This window comes from Agrobacterium genomosp. 2 str. CFBP 5494 (assembly GCF_900013495.1).
Classification (GTDB): Bacteria; Pseudomonadota; Alphaproteobacteria; order Rhizobiales; family Rhizobiaceae; genus Agrobacterium; species Agrobacterium pusense.
Genome location: NZ_LT009718.1, coordinates 186,828 through 207,964 on the forward strand (window position 1 = coordinate 186,828; position 21,137 = coordinate 207,964).

A 21,137-nucleotide genomic window follows, 5' to 3' on the forward strand; every position below is an offset into this window, starting at 1 on the left:
CTCCGAAAGGGTCAGGAGGTATGACAGTGGAATTGCGGCCTTTTCACGCTACTCGTTACTCCGCCGCGTCTTTCCGGCCAAAACGCTTTTCGATGTAATCGGTCACAAGCGCTTCGAAATCAGCGGCTATGTTGGGGCCACGCAGGGTGAGGGCTTTCTCTCCGTCGATAAAGACCGGCGCCGCCGGGCTTTCGCCCGTTCCGGGCAGCGAAATGCCGATATCCGCGTGCTTGCTTTCACCGGGACCATTTACGATGCAACCCATGACGGCGACATTTAATGCCTCGACGCCGGGATATTTTTCACGCCAGACCGGCATATTCTTGCGGATATCGTTCTGGATGTTCTGGGCCAGTTCCTGAAATACCGTCGACGTGGTACGCCCGCAGCCGGGACATGCCGCAACCACCGGAATGAACTGACGGAAACCCATGACCTGCAGCAATTCCTGCGCCACCTGCACCTCGCGGGTCCGGTCGCCATTCGGCTCAGGCGTCAGTGAAACGCGGATCGTATCGCCAATACCATGCTGCAACACATAACCCATGGCGGCGGACGAGGCGACGATACCCTTTGAACCCATGCCGGCTTCCGTGAGACCGAGATGGAGGGCATGGTCGGAGCGTTCAGACAACATCGAATAGACGGCAATCAGGTCCTGCACCTGGCTGACCTTGGCCGAGAGGATGATACGGTTGCGCGGCAGGCCGATCTCTTCAGCAAGCTCGGCGGAAATCAGCGCCGACTGAACAATGGCCTCCCGCGTGACCTGACGGGCGGAAAGCGGAAAGCCCTCTTCCTTGTTCCTGTCCATCAGCGTAGTCAGCAATTCCTGATCCAGAGATCCCCAGTTGACACCGATGCGAACGGGCTTGTCGTAACGGATCGCCATTTCGACGATCTCACCAAACTGCTTGTCCTTCTTGTCCTTGAAACCGACATTGCCCGGGTTGATGCGGTACTTCGCCAGCGCTTCGGCGCAGGCCGGATGGTCGGCCAGAAGCTTGTGGCCGATATAATGAAAATCACCGACCAGCGGCACATCCATCCCAAGACGCAGCAGCCGTTCGCGAATTTTCGGCACGGCGGCCGCACTCTCATCACGGTCTACGGTGATACGGACGATTTCCGAACCGGCCCGGAACAGCGCCGCCACTTGGCTGACGGTGGCGTCGATATCAGCCGTATCGGTATTGGTCATCGACTGCACGACGACGGGTGCGCCGCCACCGACGATGACGCCGCCGACGTCTACGGCGACGGAGGCGCGGCGGGGCTTCGGGTCGTAATCGGCATGTGACGTCATGGCGGTCTCTGGAGCTTGCGGCAAGGTCTTGCAATTGAGGTGAAACAAGGGGGACTTCTTGTCAACACCCAACGCGCTGGAGCTTCTACTTTACCGCAATCATGGCAAAATTCGATACGCCTATTCCTTGCCCGCACCGTCGGCATGACGGGCGAGCCGCGAAAGTAGCAGAACCACCACATGCAGTAACGGGAGAAACAGGAAGACGCTGGCGAGACCGGTATGTTCCGCAATGAAGCCAATCGCCGATGGCGCCACCAGAATGCCGGAATAACCCATGGTGGTGACGACCGAAAGGCCGATTCCCGGTGCCAGGCCCGGCATATTGCCCGCCGCCGAGAAGGCAATGGGCACCATGTTGGAGATGCCGATGCCCGCAATCGCGAAGCCAACGATCGCGATGGTGGAATTTCCCGCAATACCGGCGATAAGAAGACCGATAATCGACATGGCCGAACAGAAGCGCAGGGTCGTCACAGCCCCGAAGCGGTCGCGCACCAGATCGCCGGCAAAACGCATGGCCGCCATGGTCATCGAGAAAGCCGCAAAGGCGAAGCCGGATTGTGACACCGAAGCTCCGAGCTCGTTGCGCAGATAAAGAGCGCCCCAGTCGAGGATTGCGCCTTCCGGGATCATCGAGAAAAGGGCCATCAGGCCGATGATCCACGGCAGCGGCGTCAGCGGCAGGCCGCCTTTCGGGCGCTCTTCCTCCGGGTGCGGACGATCTGCAAGCACACGCGGCCATGCCACGATCAGCAGTACGAATGCGATGACCGTCAGCGCAATGGCATGCCCCTGCACGCCGATGGCCGTGATGAGATAACCGCCGAGACCGGCCCCGATGAGGCCGCCGAGGCTCCAGAAAGCGTGGCAGGATGACATGATGGCGCGGCGCATATCGCGCTCAACCGCTACCGCATTGGCATTCATGGCGACATCCATCGCTCCCGTTAGGCCGCCAAACAGGAAAACCGCGATTACCCCGGCCCAGACGGTTCCCGCCCAGGAAATGAAAAGCAGTGTGGGCAGAAAGATCGCCGCGGTCACGAGACTGACCGTCCGGGAGCCAAAACGGGCGATCTGCGAGCCGGCGATCGGCATGAAAACCAGCGAGCCGATACCGAAGACCAGGATGATGAGACCAAGCGCGCTTTCACTAAGGGAAAGACGCGCCGCAAATTCGGGAATCTTGGGCGCCCATGATCCCATCATGAACCCGTTCATCAAGAACAGCAGAGAAACGCCGATACGATGACGCGTCAGATAGGACGAGCGTGCACCCGTCTGCGAAAATGTGGTGGGGCCATTCATCGGCTATATCCTTCAGACTTGACCATGTGAAAATCAGGCGACGGCATCGTCGCCGCAATAAACGTCTACACCTCGGCTGGACACGCCCTCGACCAATACGCGGTCGGCATCCCGTTCCAGCACAAGGGAAAGCGGCGGGGAAAAATCATGCACGTGGAACGCTGCCTTATGCCCCAGCTTCTCGGTGGTGATTGCAGCGACAATCCGCTGGCTGGCGCTGCAGGCGAGCCGCTTGAAAACGGCATCCTCGAAGACATCGGCCGACAGGCCGGTCTCGACCGCGACACCACAGACCCCGAGAACACAGAGATCGGGTCGCATCAATTCGAGCTGCCGCAGCGCCATTGCATCGATTGCCGCACCAACGGCGGGATCAACCTTGCCACCGATCAGCACAAGATCGATATCCGCCCGCCCCGTGAGTTCGGCGGCAATGGCGGGCGTATTCGTCACCACCGTTACATTGAGACCAGCCGGGATCGCCCTGGCAATGGCGAGGTTCGTCGAACCGGCATCGATGAAAACGACCATGCCCGGCTTGAGAAGCGGGACAACGGCGCGGGCCAGCAGAGCCTTGCGGTCCGCATCCTCGGCGATCCGCGTCTTCAGCGGCACCGTCTTGCTATCGGAGAGCAGGGCGCCGCCATAAACGCGCATGCATTCGCCGCGGGCCGCCATCTCTCGCAGGTCGCGGCGAACCGTGTCTTCAGAAACGCCAAAGTTTTGGGCGAGGTCCTGCGCCAGCACACGGCCGCTCTGCCGCAACTGTTCGAGGATGAGCGCCTGCCGCTCGCTGACGAAATGATCACTCATGCAGACTCATGCATAAACAGGAATAAACGTGCATGAACATGCATATTCGAGTTTCCAGGGAAGCGCAATAAAAAACGCCCGCCGGGAAGGCGGGCGTCTGACTGTTCAATCGACGACTGTATTTATTCCGCGTAAGCGATCAGTAGATCCTTCGCATCGATCTGGTCGCCCGGGCGCACCAGAACTTCCGCGATCTTGCCATCCCGCTCTGCGTGAAGCGCCGTTTCCATCTTCATCGCCTCGATGGAGAGCAACACATCGCCAGCCTTGACCTCCTGGCCTTGAGTGACGAAGACGCGGCTGATGACACCCGGCATCGGTGCCCCGACATGCGACACGTTGCCAGGTTCGGCCTTGCGGCGCACGGCAGAGCCGGAAGCACCATGCGTCCGATCCGGCACCTTGATACGGCGCGGCTGACCATTGATTTCGAAAAACACCGTCACCATGCCCTTGTCGTCAACGCCGGACGAAGCCTGATTGACGATGACCAGCGTCTTGCCGCGCTCGATATCGGCAAACAGTTCCTCGCCATCCTCCATTCCGTAGAAATAGGCATGGGTGGGAAGCACCGAGACCGGACCATAAGTTTCGGCGGTGAGCGCGAAATCCGTGAATACCTTCGGATACATCAGATAGGACGCGAACTCGAAATCATCGACCTTGCGCTCCAGCTTGGTCTCGATGGTCTCCCGTTCGGCATCGAGATCGGCATCCGCCAATAGTGAACCCGGACGAACGGTATAGGGCGCTTCGCCCTTCAACGCTTTTTTCTGCAGGGCTTCCGGCCAACCGCCGGGCGATTGTCCGAGATCGCCCTTCAGCATGGAAACCACGGACTCCGGGAAAGAGACCTCGCGCTCCGGATTCTGTACGTCGGCCACTGTCAGATCCTGACTGACCATCATCAGCGCCATATCACCGACGACTTTCGAAGACGGCGTCACCTTGACGATATCGCCGAACATCCTGTTGGCATCGGCGTAAGCCTGCGCCACTTCGTGCCAACGGCTTTCGAGACCCAGCGAACGCGCCTGCTCCTTGAGGTTAGTGAACTGACCACCCGGCATTTCGTGCAGATAGACTTCCGACGCCGGCCCCTTGAGATCGCTTTCGAAAGCCACATACTGGTTGCGCACGGCCTCCCAATAGAAGGAAATGCGGCGAATCCATTCGGTATCAAGGCCCGTATCGCGTTCCGACCCGGCAAGCGCTTCCACGATCGAACCAAGGCACGGCTGCGACGTATTGCCAGAGAAGGCGTCCATCGCGGCATCGACCGCGTCGACACCCGCATCCACGGCGGCAAGAACCGTCGCTGCCGCAATTCCGGACGTATCATGGGTGTGGAAATGGATCGGCAGACCCGTTTCTTCCCGCAGCGCCTTGAACAGAACCTTGGCGGCAGCCGGTTTCAGCAGGCCCGCCATATCCTTGACGGCAATAATATGCGCGCCTGCGCGTTCCAGTTCCTGGGCGAGATTGGTGTAATATTTCAGGTCGTATTTCGGACGCGCTGAATTGAGGATGTCTCCGGTGTAGCAGATGGCCGCTTCACAGAGCTTGTTTTCCTCCGAGATGGCATCCATCGAGACCCGCATATTCTCCACCCAGTTCAGGCAATCGAAGACACGGAAAAGATCAATGCCGCCCTTTGCGGCCTGACGGACAAAATACTTCACGACGTTATCCGGGTAGTTCTTGTACCCGACGCCGTTTGCCCCGCGCAGAAGCATCTGCAGCAGCAGGTTGGGAGCACCTTCGCGGATCAGCGCCAGACGCTCCCACGGGTCTTCGGTCAAGAAGCGCATGGAAACGTCGAATGTCGCACCGCCCCAGCACTCCAGCGACAGAAGCTGTGGCAACGCTTTGGCATAGGCGCTGGCGACGCGGGCGATATCATGGGTACGGACACGGGTCGCAAGCAGCGACTGATGTCCGTCGCGCATCGTCGTATCCGTGACGAGTACCCGCTTTTCGTTGCGCATCCAGTCTGCGAAACCCTTCGGGCCGAGCTTGTCCAGCAACTGCTTGGTGCCGTCGGGCGTCGGCGCATCGATATAGGGCACGATGGGCTTTGCCGCCTTGTCCGAGGGCCTTGCGCGTCCCTTGGTTTCCGGGTGGCCGTTCACGGTCACATCGGCGAGATAGGTCAAAAGCTTGGTAGCGCGGTCCTGCCGTTTGACCTGGGCAAAAAGCTCGGGGGTCGAATCGATGAAGCGTGTTGTATAGGTATTGTTGCGGAAACTGTCATGGCCGATGATGGCCTCTAGGAATGTGAGGTTGGTCGCCACGCCGCGAATACGGAATTCGCGCAAAGCGCGATCCATACGGTTGATCGCCTCGTCAGGCCGCGGCGCCCAGGCCGTCACCTTCACAAGCAACGGATCATAGTAGCGGGTGATGACAGCGCCAGTATAGGACGTGCCGCCGTCCAGACGGATACCGAAGCCTGAAGCGGAGCGATAAGCGGTGATACGGCCATAATCCGGAATGAAATTGTGTTCCGGGTCTTCCGTCGTAATGCGGCACTGAAGGGCGTGGCCATTCAGGCGGATATCCTCCTGCCTCGGCACCCCGGATTCCGGCGTGCCGATGGCGGCGCCTTCCAGAATGTGAATCTGTGCCTTGACGATATCGATACCGGTGACGACTTCCGTGACAGTATGTTCCACCTGAATGCGCGGATTGACCTCGATGAAGTAGAATTTGCCGGTGTCGGCATCCATCAGATATTCGACCGTGCCTGCACCGATATAGCTGGTCGCGGCGGCGATCTTCAGGGAATAGGCGGCCAGTTCCTGGCGTTGCGCTTCCGACAGATAGGGCGCAGGCGCACGCTCGACGACCTTTTGATTACGCCGCTGGATCGAACAATCACGCTCGAACAGATGCACGACATTGCCGTGCGTGTCGCCGAGAATCTGGCTTTCGACGTGGCGCGCACGCTCGACCAGCTTTTCGAGATAGACTTCGTCCTTGCCGAAGGCGGCCTTGGCCTCGCGCTTGGCTTCCGTCACCTCGCGGGCAAGGTCTTCCTTTTTGCGGATGGCGCGCATGCCACGGCCACCACCGCCCCAGGAGGCCTTGAGCATGACGGGATAACCGATCTCCTCGGCCATACGCTCCACTTCCGCCATGTCGTCCGGCAGCGGGTCGGTGGCGGGAACGACGGGAACGCCAACCGAAATCGCCAGATTACGGGCGGCGACCTTGTTGCCGAGCTGGCGCATCGTATCCGCCGTCGGTCCGATGAAGGTGATGCCCGCCTTGTTGCAGGCCTCCACGAATTCGGGGCTTTCAGACAGAAGACCGTAACCGGGATGTATCGCGTCCGCTCCGGAGAGCTTCGCAACGCGGATAACCTCCTCGATCGAAAGATAGCTCTCGATCGGTCCCATATCCTTGGCGAGATGCGGCCCCCTGCCGACCTGATAGGACTCGTCCGCCTTGAAGCGGTGCAAAGACAGCTTGTCCTCTTCCGCCCAAATCGCAACGGTTTTAATCCCGAGCTCGTTGGCTGCCCGGAAAACGCGGATCGCAATTTCGGATCGGTTGGCAACAAGTATTTTCGATATTTTCAAGACGGTCTCCCCACACGCCAAAACAAAATTCTGCTGCACTGCGGAATTAAGCAGCAAAACCCCGTCTTGGAAAGGGCAATTCCGGCGAGAACTGTTCTGTTTGCGCTAGCTCAGCAAGCCATGGCGGAACGCGAGTGCGACGGTGTGCTGCCGGTTCTTGGCGCTGAAACGACGCTGAATCCCGTTTATATACCAGTCGACCGTATGGTTGGAGATGGATAGCTTGCGGCCGATCTCCGCCGATGTCATGCCATCCGCCATCAGCGCCAGCACTTCCGTCTCACGCCGTGTGAGCTCAAGAGCGGAACCGTCTGGAATATTGCTGAGATCATGGGCCTGACCTGAAAGATCGAGCAGGCGCCAGAAGACCGCCCGGGTCGCCGCATCAAGCAGTTCCACCTGCAAGGAGGGCAATTGCCGGTCCTGTCCACCTATGAACACGGCACCTATGAATCCCGCCCGTCCATGCACGGGAAAAGCATAACCGCCCTGCAAGCCGTAACGGCCGGCATCGTGGAAAAACACGCTCGCCCTTTTCCGATGCATGGCGCGGGGAAGCCCTTCCAGCGCCTCTTTCCAATGAAAGGGTTTGTGCACCATGCCGATGACTTTGCGGACGGGATCGACGAGGTTGTATTTCTTGGCCCTGTAGACCTCTATCCAGCCTTCCGGCAAATGTTGCGCAAGGATTTGGCCGGTGGAGGCCAGCTCGCCGGTCATGCGTCTGCTGACAAGGAAATATTCGAAACCATATTCCCGAATGAGCGTTGCAAATTCTGAACGCACACGTTCGGCGTTTCCCGCCTGGTAACACGCAGAGATGAAGTGAAGAATATCATGCATAAAGACACATGGTCCGGACTTGGCTTGAAGGGGATGACACGAAGGACATGGTCCCGCGATGACGTCATGTTACTCGGGCGCCGGTCGGGTGAGATTGAACATATCGTCGTTAGCAATCCCTGAAACGAAGATGCGAAATCTTGTGACGGCAGGCCCCGGGAAACACCGGGAGGTTTTTTCGGTTCGCATGGACGGCCAATCTGTTAAGCCGCCATTCAGACAGAAAGAGCGATAATTACACAAAATTCGCCGTCTCATGCAACCTTGCTAAAGTAGCATCGTATTGAGGCCGAACAATCAACCGCTCGAAAAGACGCCCGGACTGGATTGAAAATTTGACCTTGTTTCAGGTTTACACACGCGCTCTGCGCTATCTGACCGTTCATAAATGGCGTGTGGCTGTCGTCGTCATCGCCAACGTCATTCTTGCAGCGATCACCATTGCCGAACCCGTGCTGTTCGGCCGGATCATCGACGCCATTTCTTCTGGCTCCAATGTCACGTCCATTCTCATATTGTGGGCGGGGTTCGGCGTCTTCAACACCGTGGCTTACGTAGCCGTCGCCCGCGAAGCCGACCGGCTGGCGCATGGCAGGCGCGCTTCGCTCCTGACGGAGGCCTTCGGGCGCATCATCTCGATGCCGCTTTCCTGGCACCATCAGCGCGGCACGTCCAATGCCCTGCACACCCTCTTGCGCGCCAGCGAAACGCTCTTCGGCCTATGGCTGGAATTCATGCGCACCCATCTCGCGACCTTCGTTGCGCTGGTGCTGCTTGTGCCCACCGCCATGTCCATGGACCTGCGCCTCAGCTTCGTGCTGATTGGCCTCGGCATCGTCTACTGGTTCATCGGCAAATGGGTGATGGGCCGCACCAAGGATGGTCAGGCTTCGGTCGAAGAGCATTATCACAGCGTTTTTGCCCATGTCAGCGATTCCATCAGCAACGTTTCCGTGCTGCACAGCTACAACCGCATCGAGGCTGAAACCAAAGCGCTGAAATCCTTCACCGAAAAGCTGCTAAGTGCGCAATATCCAGTGCTCGACTGGTGGGCCTTTGCGAGCGCTCTGAACCGCACGGCCTCCACCGTTTCGATGATGATCATTCTCGTGATCGGCACCGTGCTGGTGAAGAACGGCGAGCTGCGCGTCGGCGATGTCATCGCCTTCATCGGTTTCGCCAATCTCCTGATAGGCCGTCTGGACCAGATGCGCCAGTTCGTGACGCAGATTTTCGAAGCCCGCGCCAAGCTTGAGGACTTCTTCGTCCTCGAGGATTCCGTCAAGGAACGCGAAGAACCGGGCGATGCCCGTGAATTGTCGAATGTCTCCGGCACCGTGGAATTCCGCAATGTCAATTTCGGTTTTGCCAACACAAAGCAGGGCGTTCACGATGTCTCGTTTACGGCCAGGGCCGGCGAGACGATCGCGATTGTCGGACCGACAGGTGCCGGCAAGACGACGCTCATCAACCTGCTGCAGCGGGTCTATGATCCCGATTCCGGCCAGATCCTGATCGATGGAACCGATATTTCGACGGTGACGAAAAATTCGCTCCGCAACTCCATCGCCACGGTGTTTCAGGATGCCGGCCTGCTGAACCGCTCGATCCGCGAAAATATACGCCTTGGTCGTGAATCGGCCACCGATGCCGAAGTGGTGGAAGCAGCGGCGGCCGCTGCGGCGACGGATTTCATCGACAGCCGCATCAACGGCTATCTGACCCAGGTTGGTGAACGCGGCAACCGCCTGTCCGGCGGCGAGCGCCAGCGTATCGCCATCGCCCGTGCGATCCTGAAGAACGCCCCCATTTTGGTTCTCGACGAGGCAACCAGTGCACTCGACGTGGAAACCGAAGCCCGTGTGAAGGCCGCAGTGGATGCGCTGAGAAAGAACCGCACGACCTTCATCATCGCCCATCGCCTTTCCACTGTCCGCGATGCCGATCTCGTCCTGTTCCTCGATCAGGGCCGGATCATCGAAAAGGGCACCTTCGATGAGCTAAGCCAACGCGGCGGTCGCTTTACCTCGCTGCTGCGCACCAGCGGCCTGCTGACGGAAGACGAAGGCCAGCAGCCCCGGCCAAAGGCGATAGCCTCCTGAGGCTCAACGAATGGAATGCAAAAAGGGCGGGCACTGTCGTGTCCGCCCTTTTTCGTTGTCTGCTTCGAAAATATCGGGACATCACGAAGCTTCTACCTCAGTCTCCCAACCGTCATAGTCACCACCCAATTTTTGCAGCCGTTGTGCTGAGAAGCTCGTATTCCTCGGTCGATCTCGTTCGGAGCTTGCGGCTTGGAAAACTCTATTCCCCATCGCGCTGTCTGCGATGCATCCATCGCCTCACGGTTGATGCTGTAGCCACGGGGGACCAAGAAGTCTCTGTACAGCATCTGCCCTTCATGCGTCGGAAAATATGCGAAATGGTCTATCGGTCTCGATTTGCTGCCATCGTGCCCTTGCTTCGCATTGACCGCCCGTTGAGCGTTCTTGCCGGCCCTGTATCGCCGTACCGGCGCCATGCCCCAGACGCCAAACAACATCGAAGGCGGGGGAACCTCATAACAAAATTCGGGCCCCTGCGTCACCGCAGGAGCCCGACTTAAAAAGCAAACCGAAGGCCCGCTCGTCTCAGTCGAAGGGGATCACCCTCTCGCCGGCCGCCAAGTCCTTGCCATCGACAGATACCGAAATCTCCGCCGTGCCAGGCTTGCGGCTGACGGCAATGTCTCTAGCCTTGCCGTCGAGCGTGATCTTCACCGAGAAACCGCTCCAGTCCTCCGGCAGCGACGGTGAAATATGCAGCCTGCCGTCAGTGCGGGTGATGCCGAGAATACCCTCGACAGCGGCACGGTAGAGCCAGCCGGCCGAGCCGGTGTACCAGCTCCAGCCGCCACGGCCCGCATAAGCGCCTTCACCGTATACATCCGCGGTCACCACATAAGGTTCGACCCGATAGGTTTCCGACGCTGCCGCATCGAGCGCGTGGTTGACCGGGTTGAGCAGCTTGAAGCAGTTCCAGGCCTCCTGCGCCCTGCCCTGCTTGGCAAGAGCGAGAACCACCCAGGTCGCCGCGTGGGTATATTGTCCGCCATTTTCGCGCACACCTGGCGGATATCCCTTGATGTAGCCCGGATCGTGCGGCGCGCGCGAGAATGGCGGCGTGAATAGCCGGATGATGCCGGTCTTTTCATCCACCAGATGCTCCATGACCGCATCCATTGCCTGCCGCGACCGGGCCTCTTCGCCTTCGCCGGAGAGAACGCTCCAGCTTTGGCCGAGCGAATCGATCCGGCATTCCTCGCTTCCGGCGGAACCCAGCGGCGTGCCGTCGTCGAAATAGCCGCGACGATAATAGCTGCCATCCCACCCCGCGGTTTCGAGCACATTGCGCAGTTTTTCGCGGTGCGAGGCCCATCTGCCGACCCGATCCGTGTCACCGCGCTTTTCCGCAATTTCAATGAAATCGCGCAAGGCGCCGGAAAGGAACCAGCCGAGCCAGACACTGGTACCCTTGCCGCCAATGCCGACGCGGTTCATGCCGTCGTTCCAGTCACCGCCGAGGATCAGCGGCAGGCCGTTCTCCCCGGTGCGATGAATGGCAAGATCGAGCGCCAGCGCCGCGTGTTCGTAGAGCGTCGCGGATTTGTCGCTGGTTTCCGGCTGGAAGAAAGCGTCGTGCTGGCCGGGCATCAGCGCCGGCCCCTTCAGGAAGGGAATGCTCTCATCCAGAATGGCGATATCACCGGTCGCCGAAACATACTGGTTGATCGCATAAGCAAGCCATACCACGTCGTCCGAGATAGTGGTGCGGACACCGGCGCCTGTCAGCGGCAGCCACCAGTGCTGAACGTCGCCTTCCGGGAACTGCCGGCCGGCTGCGCGCAGGATCTGCTTGCGAGCGAGATCCGGCTGGTAGAGCAGGAACGCCAGGGTATCCTGAAGCTGGTCACGGAAGCCGAAGGCGCCGCTCGACTGATAGAAGGCCGTGCGCGCCAGAATGCGGCACGCCAGCGCCTGGTAGGGCAGCCAATTGTTGACCATGTGGTTGAAGCCGGCATCCGGCGTGGACACCTGTAACTGGCCGGTAAAACCGGTCCAGAACGCCTTGCTTTCCTCCAGCACCGACTGGAAATCCACACGGCGGACATCCTTCACCAGCGCCTCGGCTTCTTCCGCATTATCGGCATCGCCCAGAATGAAGGTCATGTGTCGTTCTTCGCCGGGCTTAAGGTGGATTTCCTGCATCAGCGCCGCACAGGGATCGCCGTCAACCTCGGTGCTGCCGCTGAGTGCGTTACCCGACACGATCGCCTGCGGGGCCTGTGCCGAACCAAAGCGGCCAATGAATTCCCGACGACTGGTAGTGAAACCGCTCGCCTCCGTATCAAGCGTCAGGAACGCCGTGCGTGCGCTGTAGTCGATGCTGTAGGGGTTCGACGCGAAGATTGCGTTGTTGCCCGCATCATGTCTGCTCAGAATGAACGGCGCTGATTTCTGTCCGTTATTGCCCAGCACCCATTCGACATAGGCATAAACCTTCAGCCTGCGGCTTTTGGACCCTTTGTTGCGAACGATGACCTGCGAGAACTTGACCGGCTTTTCACGATCGACGGTCTGTGTCACCTCGACTTCAAGTGTGTCGGCAACGCCGGTCAGGATGGAGTAACCCAGGCCGTGACGGGTTTCGAACATGGCTTCTGGATCACGCGACAACGCGGCACACGGCGTATAGAGCTTTCCTGTGTCCACATCGGCGACATAGAAGGCCTCGCCCGGCCGGTTGATGACAGGGTCATTGCTCCACGGTGTCAATTGATAATCGCGCGAATTGCGGCTCCAGCTGAAACCTGCGCCTTCGGCCGAAATATGGAAGCCGAAATTCTCGTTCGATATGACGTTGATCCACGGATGCGGGGTGGACTGCCCACCATGGAGACGCACCACATATTCCTGTCCGTTCCTGGCGAAGCCGCCGAAACCGTTCCAGAAATCGAGATCACCCGCGTCTTCGACCGGCTCCGCAACCGGGAAAGCCGGGACCGGCAGACGGGCCTGTGCGGCGTCGCTTGTGCCATCGGGACCACGATGGGCCGCAAACAGCGATACCGCGCGGTTGATCTGGTCCACGATCTTGCCGTTGCGCACATGGAGTACAACGCGGGAAGCGGCCAGAAGCGCGCTCCACGTCTCTTCATCCATCAGGTCACGGCGCACGGAGAAGACGTGCGGGCGACCGCCATCGGCGGGATTGATGCGGCGTTGTGCTTCGGAAATATGATCCAGCGCATGCTGCATGTCCTGCGCGTAGGATGCGGCCCGTTCGTTGACGATAACGAGATCGAAGATCACGCCGCGCGAACGCAGATATTCATGGGCACTCAGCGCCTCACGGGCGATGTCCATGTCCATATCGTCGTTGATGCGCAGGCTGAAAATCGGGAAATCGCCGGAAATCGCAAGCGGCCACAAGGCGCGCTGCGAAGCGAGTCCTGTTTTCAGCGTTTCCGAATCCGCCCGCAGATGCATGTCGGGATAGGTCAGATATCGGCCGAGATGCTGGAAGGCGGCCGCCTGCTGTGAGGTGACGCCCACATGGCGCATCTGCACCTGTGTGCGCGTCCAGGCATGAACGAGTTCATGCGCGAAAGCGTCCGGATGACGATAACGGTCGATCGCCTTGTCGACTTCCTCGCGGCTCGGCGCGGCAATCGTCCAGAAGATCACGCTCACCTTCTTGCCTGCCGGCACGCGCACGGTGCGTCGCAGCGACAGGATGGGGTCGAGCGTGAAGCCGTCAGTGCTGGAAAGCGTCGCATCGGCATCGAAAGCCGCCGCTTCGCGCAGCGAACGGCCACGACCGATGAATTTGGCGCGATCCGTCTCGAATTCCGTCGGGCGCGACGGGCCGGCATTATCGGCGGCCAGATGCGCAATGACGGTGCCCGGCTCGTTCGGGCTGCGACGGTTGCGCCAGGCGCGGATGACGTCGCCACGCCGGCCGATCTCCGTCTGCACGAACATGCGCGAGAAGAGCGGATGGGCGTTGTCGTCATCCTCAGACGCAATGACCGGCTCCATATAGGAAGTCACTTCGATATAGCGATCCTCGGAACCGACATTGAGCAGGGTGACGCGTCGGCCTTCTGCATCGTGCTCGGTGGCGACGATGCATTCGACAACGCTCTGCAGGTCGCCGGTGGTCTTGTGGAACTCGGCCTTGTCGTCGGTGAAGACCGTCTTGGTCTTTTCACCCTCGAAGACACGCGGCTCCGCAGTCGCACTCCACCATTGCCCGTTGGTGGTGTCGCGCAGGAAGATGAAGGTGCCCCAGCGGTCTTCGGTCGGATCGGCCTTCCAGCGGGAAATCGCCTGCCCGTTCCATTTCGAATAACCTGCACCCGTCGAGGTAAGCATGGTCGAGTAGTGACCATTCGACAGGAACACCACCTCACGGTCGCGCGCCGCCGGATCGGTAATGGAGCGCACTTCCGCCCGCAGCAGGTCGGCCTGTTCCTTGCCGGGGGTCTCCGGCTCGTATTTGGCGCTCATGACCGGCACTTCGCGCGGCGCCTTTTCCTGCAGCAGCAGTTCAGCCGCCTCGATCACCGGATCGGAATGGAAGAGCTCGCGCAGCACGCCGTCAAAGGCGACGTTGGCGACGGCCGCAATCGACATGCCATGGTGGTGGGCATAATAGTTGTAGACCACCGCACAGACCTTGCCATCAGGCACACGCGTTGGCGTGAAATCCACCGCATCGTGGAAACCGTATTGGCCAAGCGCGCCAAGCTTGCGCAGCTTGTCGAGGTTTTCAAGTGCACCATCCGGATCGTATTGGCTGGCGAGGATCGATGCATAGGGCGCGATTACCGCATTCTGGCCAAGGCCACGCTTGAGGCCCAGCGTCGGCACACCGAAGTTGGTGTACTGGTAGTTCATGTTGTGATCGCGGGCATTAAACGCCGCTTCGGAAATGCCCCATGGCGTGCCGAGACGGCGACCGTGATTCATCTGTTCCTTGACGATCAGGTTGTTGGTCTGGTTGAGTATACCCCCCTGACGCTCCTGCATCACAAGCGGCGGCATCAGATATTCGAACATGGAGCCCGACCAGGACACCAGCGCGCCCTGCGCACCGATCGGCACGACCTGACGGCCAAGGCGGTACCAGTGCTCAGTCGGCAGATCGCCCTTCGCGATGGCGAAGAGGCTGGTCAGACGGCATTCCGACGCCAGAAGGTCATAGCAGGCCTCATCCAGCTCCTTGCTTTCGACGCGATAGCCAATGGACAGAAGGCGGCGATCCTTGCGGTAAAGGAACGTGAAATCCATCGAGAAAGCGAGATTGCGGCTGCGGTCGCGCAGCGAAGCGAGACGCTGGCGCAAGGGCTCGACATTGGTCAGGTCGATGGCGCTGTCGGAAATATGGGCTTCGCAGCACTCGACCAGCAACTGCGCCCAACGCGTCACTTCGGTGCTCTGTGTGGACTTCACCTCGTGGTCGACATTGGTGGCGAGCTTCTGAATGTCACGCGCAAGCACCGCCAGATTGATGACGCGAATGGAGGCGAATTCGTGCTCGCGCTTGACGGATGCCAGCGCGTTCGAGAAGCCGATGATACGCTCTTCGAGACGGCGATGCAGCGGCCGCAGGTTCTTGCGGTCGTCGGGCAAGGCCTTCAGCGTTTCGCGCAGAATGCCGGCCACGTCGCCGATACCGTCGAGGTTGCCCTGAAGATGGGCCGACGGCGCTTCCGCCCAATCGCGGCAAGCGGAAGAAACCGCAATCAAATGGCCAGCGAGGTTGCCGCTGTCCACGGCCGAAACGTAACGCGGTCCGAGCGTCTGCAAGGTATCGGTGTGATACCAGTTGTAGAGATGGCCACGATATTTTTCCATCTTCTCAACGGTCTGGATCGTGTTCTCGATGCGCTCCAGCGTGTCGGCAAAGCTGATCCAGCCAAACTGACGCGCGGAGATGACGGAGAGCAGATAGACGCCGATATTGGTGGGAGACGTGCGCGAGGCAACGATCGGCTCCGGCGTCTCCTGGAAATTGTCCGGCGGCAGGTGGTTTTCCTGCGGTGTCACGAAGGTCTCGTAATAACGCCAGGTACGGCGCGCAATCTTGCGTAGTTCGAACGAGACGTGCTCGGAAACGAACAACCGGTCTTCGGTCTCGGCTGACTGGCTGACATACCAGGCAACGGCGGGCGATAGCACCCACAGCAGCGTAAAGGGAATGCCGATCAGGAAGGCATTGTCGCCCGGCAGCGCCGCGAACAGAAGGCCGAGCATCGCCACAACGGGGGCGTGCCACATCTGACGATAATAATCGATGATGCTGCCCTGCGCACTGGACTGGATACTGGCGGCGGTGCGCCATTCCAGCATCAGCTTGTGGCTGACGAGCAGGCGGTAGAGCGAACGCGCAATCGCATCTGTCATCATGCAGGCGGCATCGGCGATGAAGACGATTCTCAGCGCGACTTGCGCATTGGTGGCGCGGATTTCAGACCAGATGGTGTGGAAATGCGCCTGCGGCACGATGTCTGTCGAACGCGGCACAAGGCCGGAAAGCAGCGAAAGCGTCGGTGCAACGAAGAGCGAGAAGATCAGCAGGATCTGCCAGATCAGCGCCCCGAGCGGATCCATGAAATACCAGCCGAGGATCGAGGCGAAGAACCAGGCGATCGGCGTCAGTGAGCGACGCAGATTGTCGACCATCTTCCACCGTCCGATAGCGGTGACGCCGCGGGCGCGGTCGAGAATATAGGGAAGCAGCTGCCAGTCGCCACGCGCCCAGCGATGCTGACGCGAAACTTCCACCTCATAGCGCGTCGGGAAGTCCTCGACGAGTTCCACATCGGTCACCAGCGCGCAACGCGCAAACGAACCTTCAAGCAGGTCGTGGCTGAGGACGGAGTTTTCTTCGATACGGCCCTTCAGCGCCGCCTCAAAAGCATCCACGTCGTAAAGACCCTTACCGGTGAAGGTGCCTTCGGAGGTCAGGTCCTGGTAAACGTCGGAAACCGTGAAGACGTAGGGATCGATACCGCGGTTGATGGAAAAGACACGCTGGAAAACCGAAGCATCCTTGCCCGTGGTCAGGGAAGGTGTGACGCGCGGCTGCAGCAGACCGTAACCTTCGACCACCCGACCGGATTCAGGATCGATCCTGGGGCGGTTGATCGGATGGTGCATCTTGCCGACCAGCTTCGTCACCGCATCGCGCATCAGGCGCGTATCGGCGTCCAGCGTCATGACATATTTCACACCTTCCGGAATGATATTCGCGCCGCCGAGGAACGTCGTGTCCTTGTCGCCGCGCAGCAGCATGTTCAGCTCATGCAGCTTGCCGCGCTTGCGCTCCCAGCCCATCCAGCAGCCTTCGGCCGGATTGTAGATGCGACGACGATGCAGAAGGTAAAATCGTGTCTTGCCGTCAAAGGCGTAGCGGCTGTTCAGTGTTGCCAGCTCGCGCTTGGCATATTCGAGTATCTCAAGATCATCCTCGGACTGCTCGTATTGCGCGTCGCGCCAGTCGCTCACCAGCGAGAAATAGATCTCACCATGCGGATTGGCGAGATAATGCACCTCGATATTGCGCATCATCTCGTCAACGCTGTCGCGACTGGTCAGCATGCAGGGCACGGCGACCAATGTGCGCGCGTCCTCGGGAATTCCATTCTTGAACTCGTATCCGACCAGCCGGAACGGTTTCACGAAGAAGGTGACAAGGGTGTTGAAGAGGCCGGTCGCGCCCTCCGAGGCGGGCAGAGCGAACATCAGCAGGAAAGCGGTGACAACATACCAGGGCATGCCCGCTTCGGCGAGGAACCACCCGACCGCCAGCATGGCGACCGCGGTGATGAGAAGCACCGGCGCTGCAATTGCCAGCCAGTTGAACTTCCGCATCGCCCGGACGATACGCTGCGATACCAGGGGCCGGTATCCCAGCGCCTTTTCGAGCTCGAAACGACGCTGACCCACCAGCACGGAGCCGACATTGACGGGATGCGTCTCGTCCGCCCCTACGGGCATATCGGTACGCGCCATTTCGACAGCGGCACGGGCGACCTCAACTTCGGTCTTGGGAGAACGACGCGCCAGAAGTTCGATGGTATTGCGGTAGGTGTTCCGGGAGCCGAAATCGAGCGTTTCGTAATCGGTTTCTTCGCGCAGAACCTTGTCGATATGGCTGACTTCCTCGAACCACACCGACCATTCGGTATCATCGATCTCGCGCAGGCTCTTGACGATGTTGCCCATCGTCACGTTGCCGGAGGCAAGGCGATTATGCTCCGACATCATCACGTTTTCAGCGTCGGTGCCGGCAGCGTGAAGACGCTCTTCGAGCCAGGCAACGGCAAAACCGGAGGTCTGCGAACCGTTCCGCAGACGATAAAGGAACTGCGTCGCGAAAGTCGGGTCATCGACCAGCGAATCGACCTGCTTGAGAAGTGCTGCCGACGCTTCCGCATCGTTCAGGCGGATAATCTCGTCGACCACCTCATTCGCCTTCTGGCGCATGCGGCGCGAACGCTCCACACGGATGGAGATGCGGCGAAGATTTTCGATGAGGACAAAACGGATGATCGAGGGCAGCGCCCACAATTCACCGATCTGCAGCGTCTTCGAGGTCTGGTAGCCATCCACCAGCGCCGTCATGTTTTCGCGCGATACCGTGCTGTGGGTGTGGGCAACATAAAGCCAGCCGAGCGCCATGACCCGCGGGATCGTCACGCCGCCCACCGTCATTGTCGGCAGCTGGCGATAGAACTTGCGCGGAAAATCACGACGGACTTCCTGGATCGCCTCTTCGATGACGTAGTGGTTGTCGAGAAGCCATTCCGCCGCCGGCGTTATCGTCGCGCCATTTTCCGCGTCGACCGCCGTTGTGCGATAGACCCTGAGGATTTCCTTTTCATTCTCGCGATGACGCTCGAAGAAATCGAACTCCATGAAGCCGGGAAGGCTGTCGGCGCCATCGCGGGAAAGCGCGGCGCCCGCATCATGCAGTTCCTCGACCGTCATATAGGACGCGCGGATCGAATCATTATGATCGATCTGCTTCGTCTCGGAATCACGGGCGGCGGCGGTCGGGGTGATATGAAATGACATCGGGCTCGTATTCTGAACTTTATGGAGACTTGTTCGACTTGACCGGCATTTCGTCCGTGGCGGGAACACACACGAAAATCGGCCACGCTATATTTATGACTTATCCTGAACCTTCGGTGAACCGGACCGGACACCCGGCTGAGAGGACCGTCCGGCAGGAAGGCGCCACATACTGCTGCACAATGTTTGCAATCTGTTTGCGGGGCTTGAGATCAGCGCGTGCAGGAAGCTTCCGGTGACAGAAAGATCTCATCCTGCGGCCCGGCAACGCCGTTCCGACTGGATTTCGCACCCTCACCGACGGCGAAATTTGTGCGCGCAACGCCCGATGGTCCCCCGTTGATAACCTGAAGGGCAACACGAAACCGGAACGGTTCGCGCTACATCCGAAAGACGCTAATGCCCCAGGACATCAATAGTTCCATGCCACCTGTCGCGACCCGATGCAAGCGCTGAATTTCAGGCTGTCTGAGTGCCTGCGGCGCCCCTTACATGCCCATGCATATGCTGCTATGTCATTTTGAAAAAGCACCGTAAAAAACGGCGAAACTCGGGACTTCGAAAATGACCAGACAGACCGCCACCATGACGTCTTTTGCTAATCATATGCCGGATGTGGTGGCAATCCGCCGCCACCTGCACCGTCACCCTGAAATAGGGCTCTCCGAGTTCAAGACCTCGGATTTCATTGCCGAACAATTGCTGGCGATGGGGTACGAGGTAACGCGCGGGCTCGCCGGCACTGGCGTTGTCGCCACGCTGCGCAATGGTGACAGCACGCGCACGCTTGGCATTCGAGCCGATATCGACGCCCTGCCGATCCACGAAGAAACGGGGGCGGAGTATGCGAGCGCCAATCAGGGCGTGATGCATGCCTGCGGCCATGATGGCCATACTGCCATGCTTCTCGGCGCAGCGAAGATCATAGCCGAACGCAGGAATTTTAACGGAACACTGCATCTGATCTTCCAGCCGGCGGAGGAAAATTTCGGCGGCGCCCGCATCATGATCGAGGACGGCCTGTTCGACCGCTTTCCCTGCGATGCGGTTTTTGCACTCCACAACGACCCTGGCCTGCCCTTCGGGCACTTCGTGCTGCGCGACGGGCCGATCCTTGCCGCGGTCGACGAGTGCAAGATCACCGTCAACGGTTATGGCGGCCACGGTGCCGAACCGCAGGATGCCGCTGATCCTATCGTTGCCGGGGCAAGCATCATCATGGCGCTGCAGACGGTAGTTTCACGCAACATCCATCCGCAGCTGTCGGCGGTCGTCACCGTTGGCGCCTTCCATGCCGGTGCTGCCAGCAACGTCATTCCCGAAACGGCGGAAATGCTACTGACCATCCGTTCCTTCGATCCGGGCGTGCGCGATGAGCTGGAAAAGCGCATTCGGGCGATAGCCGAAGGCCAGGCGGCCAGCTACGGCATGAGCGTCACCATCGATTACGAACGCGGTTATAATGCAACCGTCAACCACAGGGCGGAAACGGATTATGTCGCCGATCTCGCCCGCCGTTTTGCCGGGCCTGAAAAGGTCGCAGAAATGCAGCGCCCGTCGATGGGCGCGGAAGACTTCGCCTACATGCTGGAGAAACGACCGGGCTGTTATTTCTTCCTCGGCACCGCACGAACCGACAACGACCCGCCGTTGCACCATCCAAAATTTGATTTCAACGACGAAATCCTGCCAATCGGAACCGCTTTCTGGGTCGATCTTGCGGAAGATTACCTGAAGTCGTGAATGGGAATGAAAAAGGCCGGTCGGAGGAGCGACCGGCCTTTTGTTCTCAAATTACCTGATGAGAAGATCGGGAGGATCAGGGAACGAGACCGAATATGACGGCAGCGACAAAGGCCATGCAAACGCCGACGAGAGCCGCATGAACCGAATCTTTCCAGTTGCGCGGCGACTGGGGCTGCGAAACAAAGTCTTTTACTTTTCCTGCCTTGGAATAAGACATTGTACACTCCCTTCCTGCTCGGCCCTTCAAAGCGGGCATTGCTTATTTCACTCGTAGAATAGCTTTATTCCCCACCGTTTCAGTAGAGATAATATTCCATAAGATAGGTGCATCGGGAAAAATACGGATTGCAACTTGCCGGGCAGCAAGCATCAATCTACCCATTGCGCGGCATCAGCGCGACGGGGCGC

9 protein-coding genes are annotated in these 21,137 nt (G+C 59.4%); 2 read left to right on the forward strand and 7 right to left on the reverse strand.

The window, feature by feature from the left end; all coding sequences use genetic code 11:
• Nucleotides 1-55: 55 nt before the first annotated feature.
• From ispG to AGR2A_RS00895, 5 genes are all read right to left on the reverse strand, one after another.
• Complete coding sequence (gene ispG, locus AGR2A_RS00875) at nucleotides 56-1,306, reverse strand: flavodoxin-dependent (E)-4-hydroxy-3-methylbut-2-enyl-diphosphate synthase (RefSeq protein WP_006698284.1); 1,251 nt, start codon at nucleotides 1,304-1,306, stop codon at nucleotides 56-58.
• Between the two features lie 120 nt (nucleotides 1,307-1,426).
• Nucleotides 1,427-2,617, reverse strand: coding sequence for an MFS transporter (locus tag AGR2A_RS00880; RefSeq protein ID WP_004443984.1), 1,191 nt, complete (start codon nucleotides 2,615-2,617; stop codon nucleotides 1,427-1,429).
• A gap of 33 nt (nucleotides 2,618-2,650) precedes the next feature.
• Nucleotides 2,651-3,430 (reverse strand): DeoR/GlpR family DNA-binding transcription regulator, encoded by a 780-nt coding sequence (locus tag AGR2A_RS00885; RefSeq protein ID WP_035207974.1) that lies wholly within the window; start codon nucleotides 3,428-3,430, stop codon nucleotides 2,651-2,653.
• 122 nt (nucleotides 3,431-3,552) lie between these two features.
• Nucleotides 3,553-7,014, reverse strand: coding sequence for a pyruvate carboxylase (gene pyc / locus AGR2A_RS00890; protein ID WP_072495171.1), 3,462 nt, complete (start codon nucleotides 7,012-7,014; stop codon nucleotides 3,553-3,555).
• Nucleotides 7,015-7,119: 105 nt separating this feature from the next.
• Nucleotides 7,120-7,857, reverse strand: coding sequence for a helix-turn-helix transcriptional regulator (locus tag AGR2A_RS00895; protein ID WP_004443990.1), 738 nt, complete (start codon nucleotides 7,855-7,857; stop codon nucleotides 7,120-7,122).
• Between the two features lie 335 nt (nucleotides 7,858-8,192).
• Between AGR2A_RS00895 and AGR2A_RS00900 the strand changes: the two genes are divergently transcribed.
• Entirely contained in the window at nucleotides 8,193-9,959 is a 1,767-nt protein-coding gene (locus AGR2A_RS00900) for a glucan ABC transporter ATP-binding protein/ permease (RefSeq protein WP_004443992.1), read from the forward strand.
• Between the two features lie 528 nt (nucleotides 9,960-10,487).
• Here AGR2A_RS00900 and AGR2A_RS00910 read toward each other — a convergent pair.
• The gene (locus AGR2A_RS00910) at nucleotides 10,488-18,983 is read right to left on the reverse strand and encodes a GH36-type glycosyl hydrolase domain-containing protein (protein ID WP_072495173.1); all 8,496 of its coding nucleotides are present in this window, start codon (nucleotides 18,981-18,983) and stop codon (nucleotides 10,488-10,490) included.
• 564 nt (nucleotides 18,984-19,547) lie between these two features.
• Here AGR2A_RS00910 and AGR2A_RS00915 point away from each other — a divergent pair.
• Nucleotides 19,548-20,726 (forward strand): M20 aminoacylase family protein, encoded by a 1,179-nt coding sequence (locus AGR2A_RS00915; RefSeq protein ID WP_004443996.1) that lies wholly within the window; start codon nucleotides 19,548-19,550, stop codon nucleotides 20,724-20,726.
• Nucleotides 20,727-20,802: 76 nt separating this feature from the next.
• Here AGR2A_RS00915 and AGR2A_RS29850 read toward each other — a convergent pair whose 3' ends face one another.
• On the reverse strand, nucleotides 20,803-20,946 hold the full coding sequence (locus AGR2A_RS29850; RefSeq protein WP_004443999.1) for a hypothetical protein: 144 nt from the start codon (nucleotides 20,944-20,946) through the stop codon (nucleotides 20,803-20,805).
• Nucleotides 20,947-21,137: the final 191 nt, after the last annotated feature.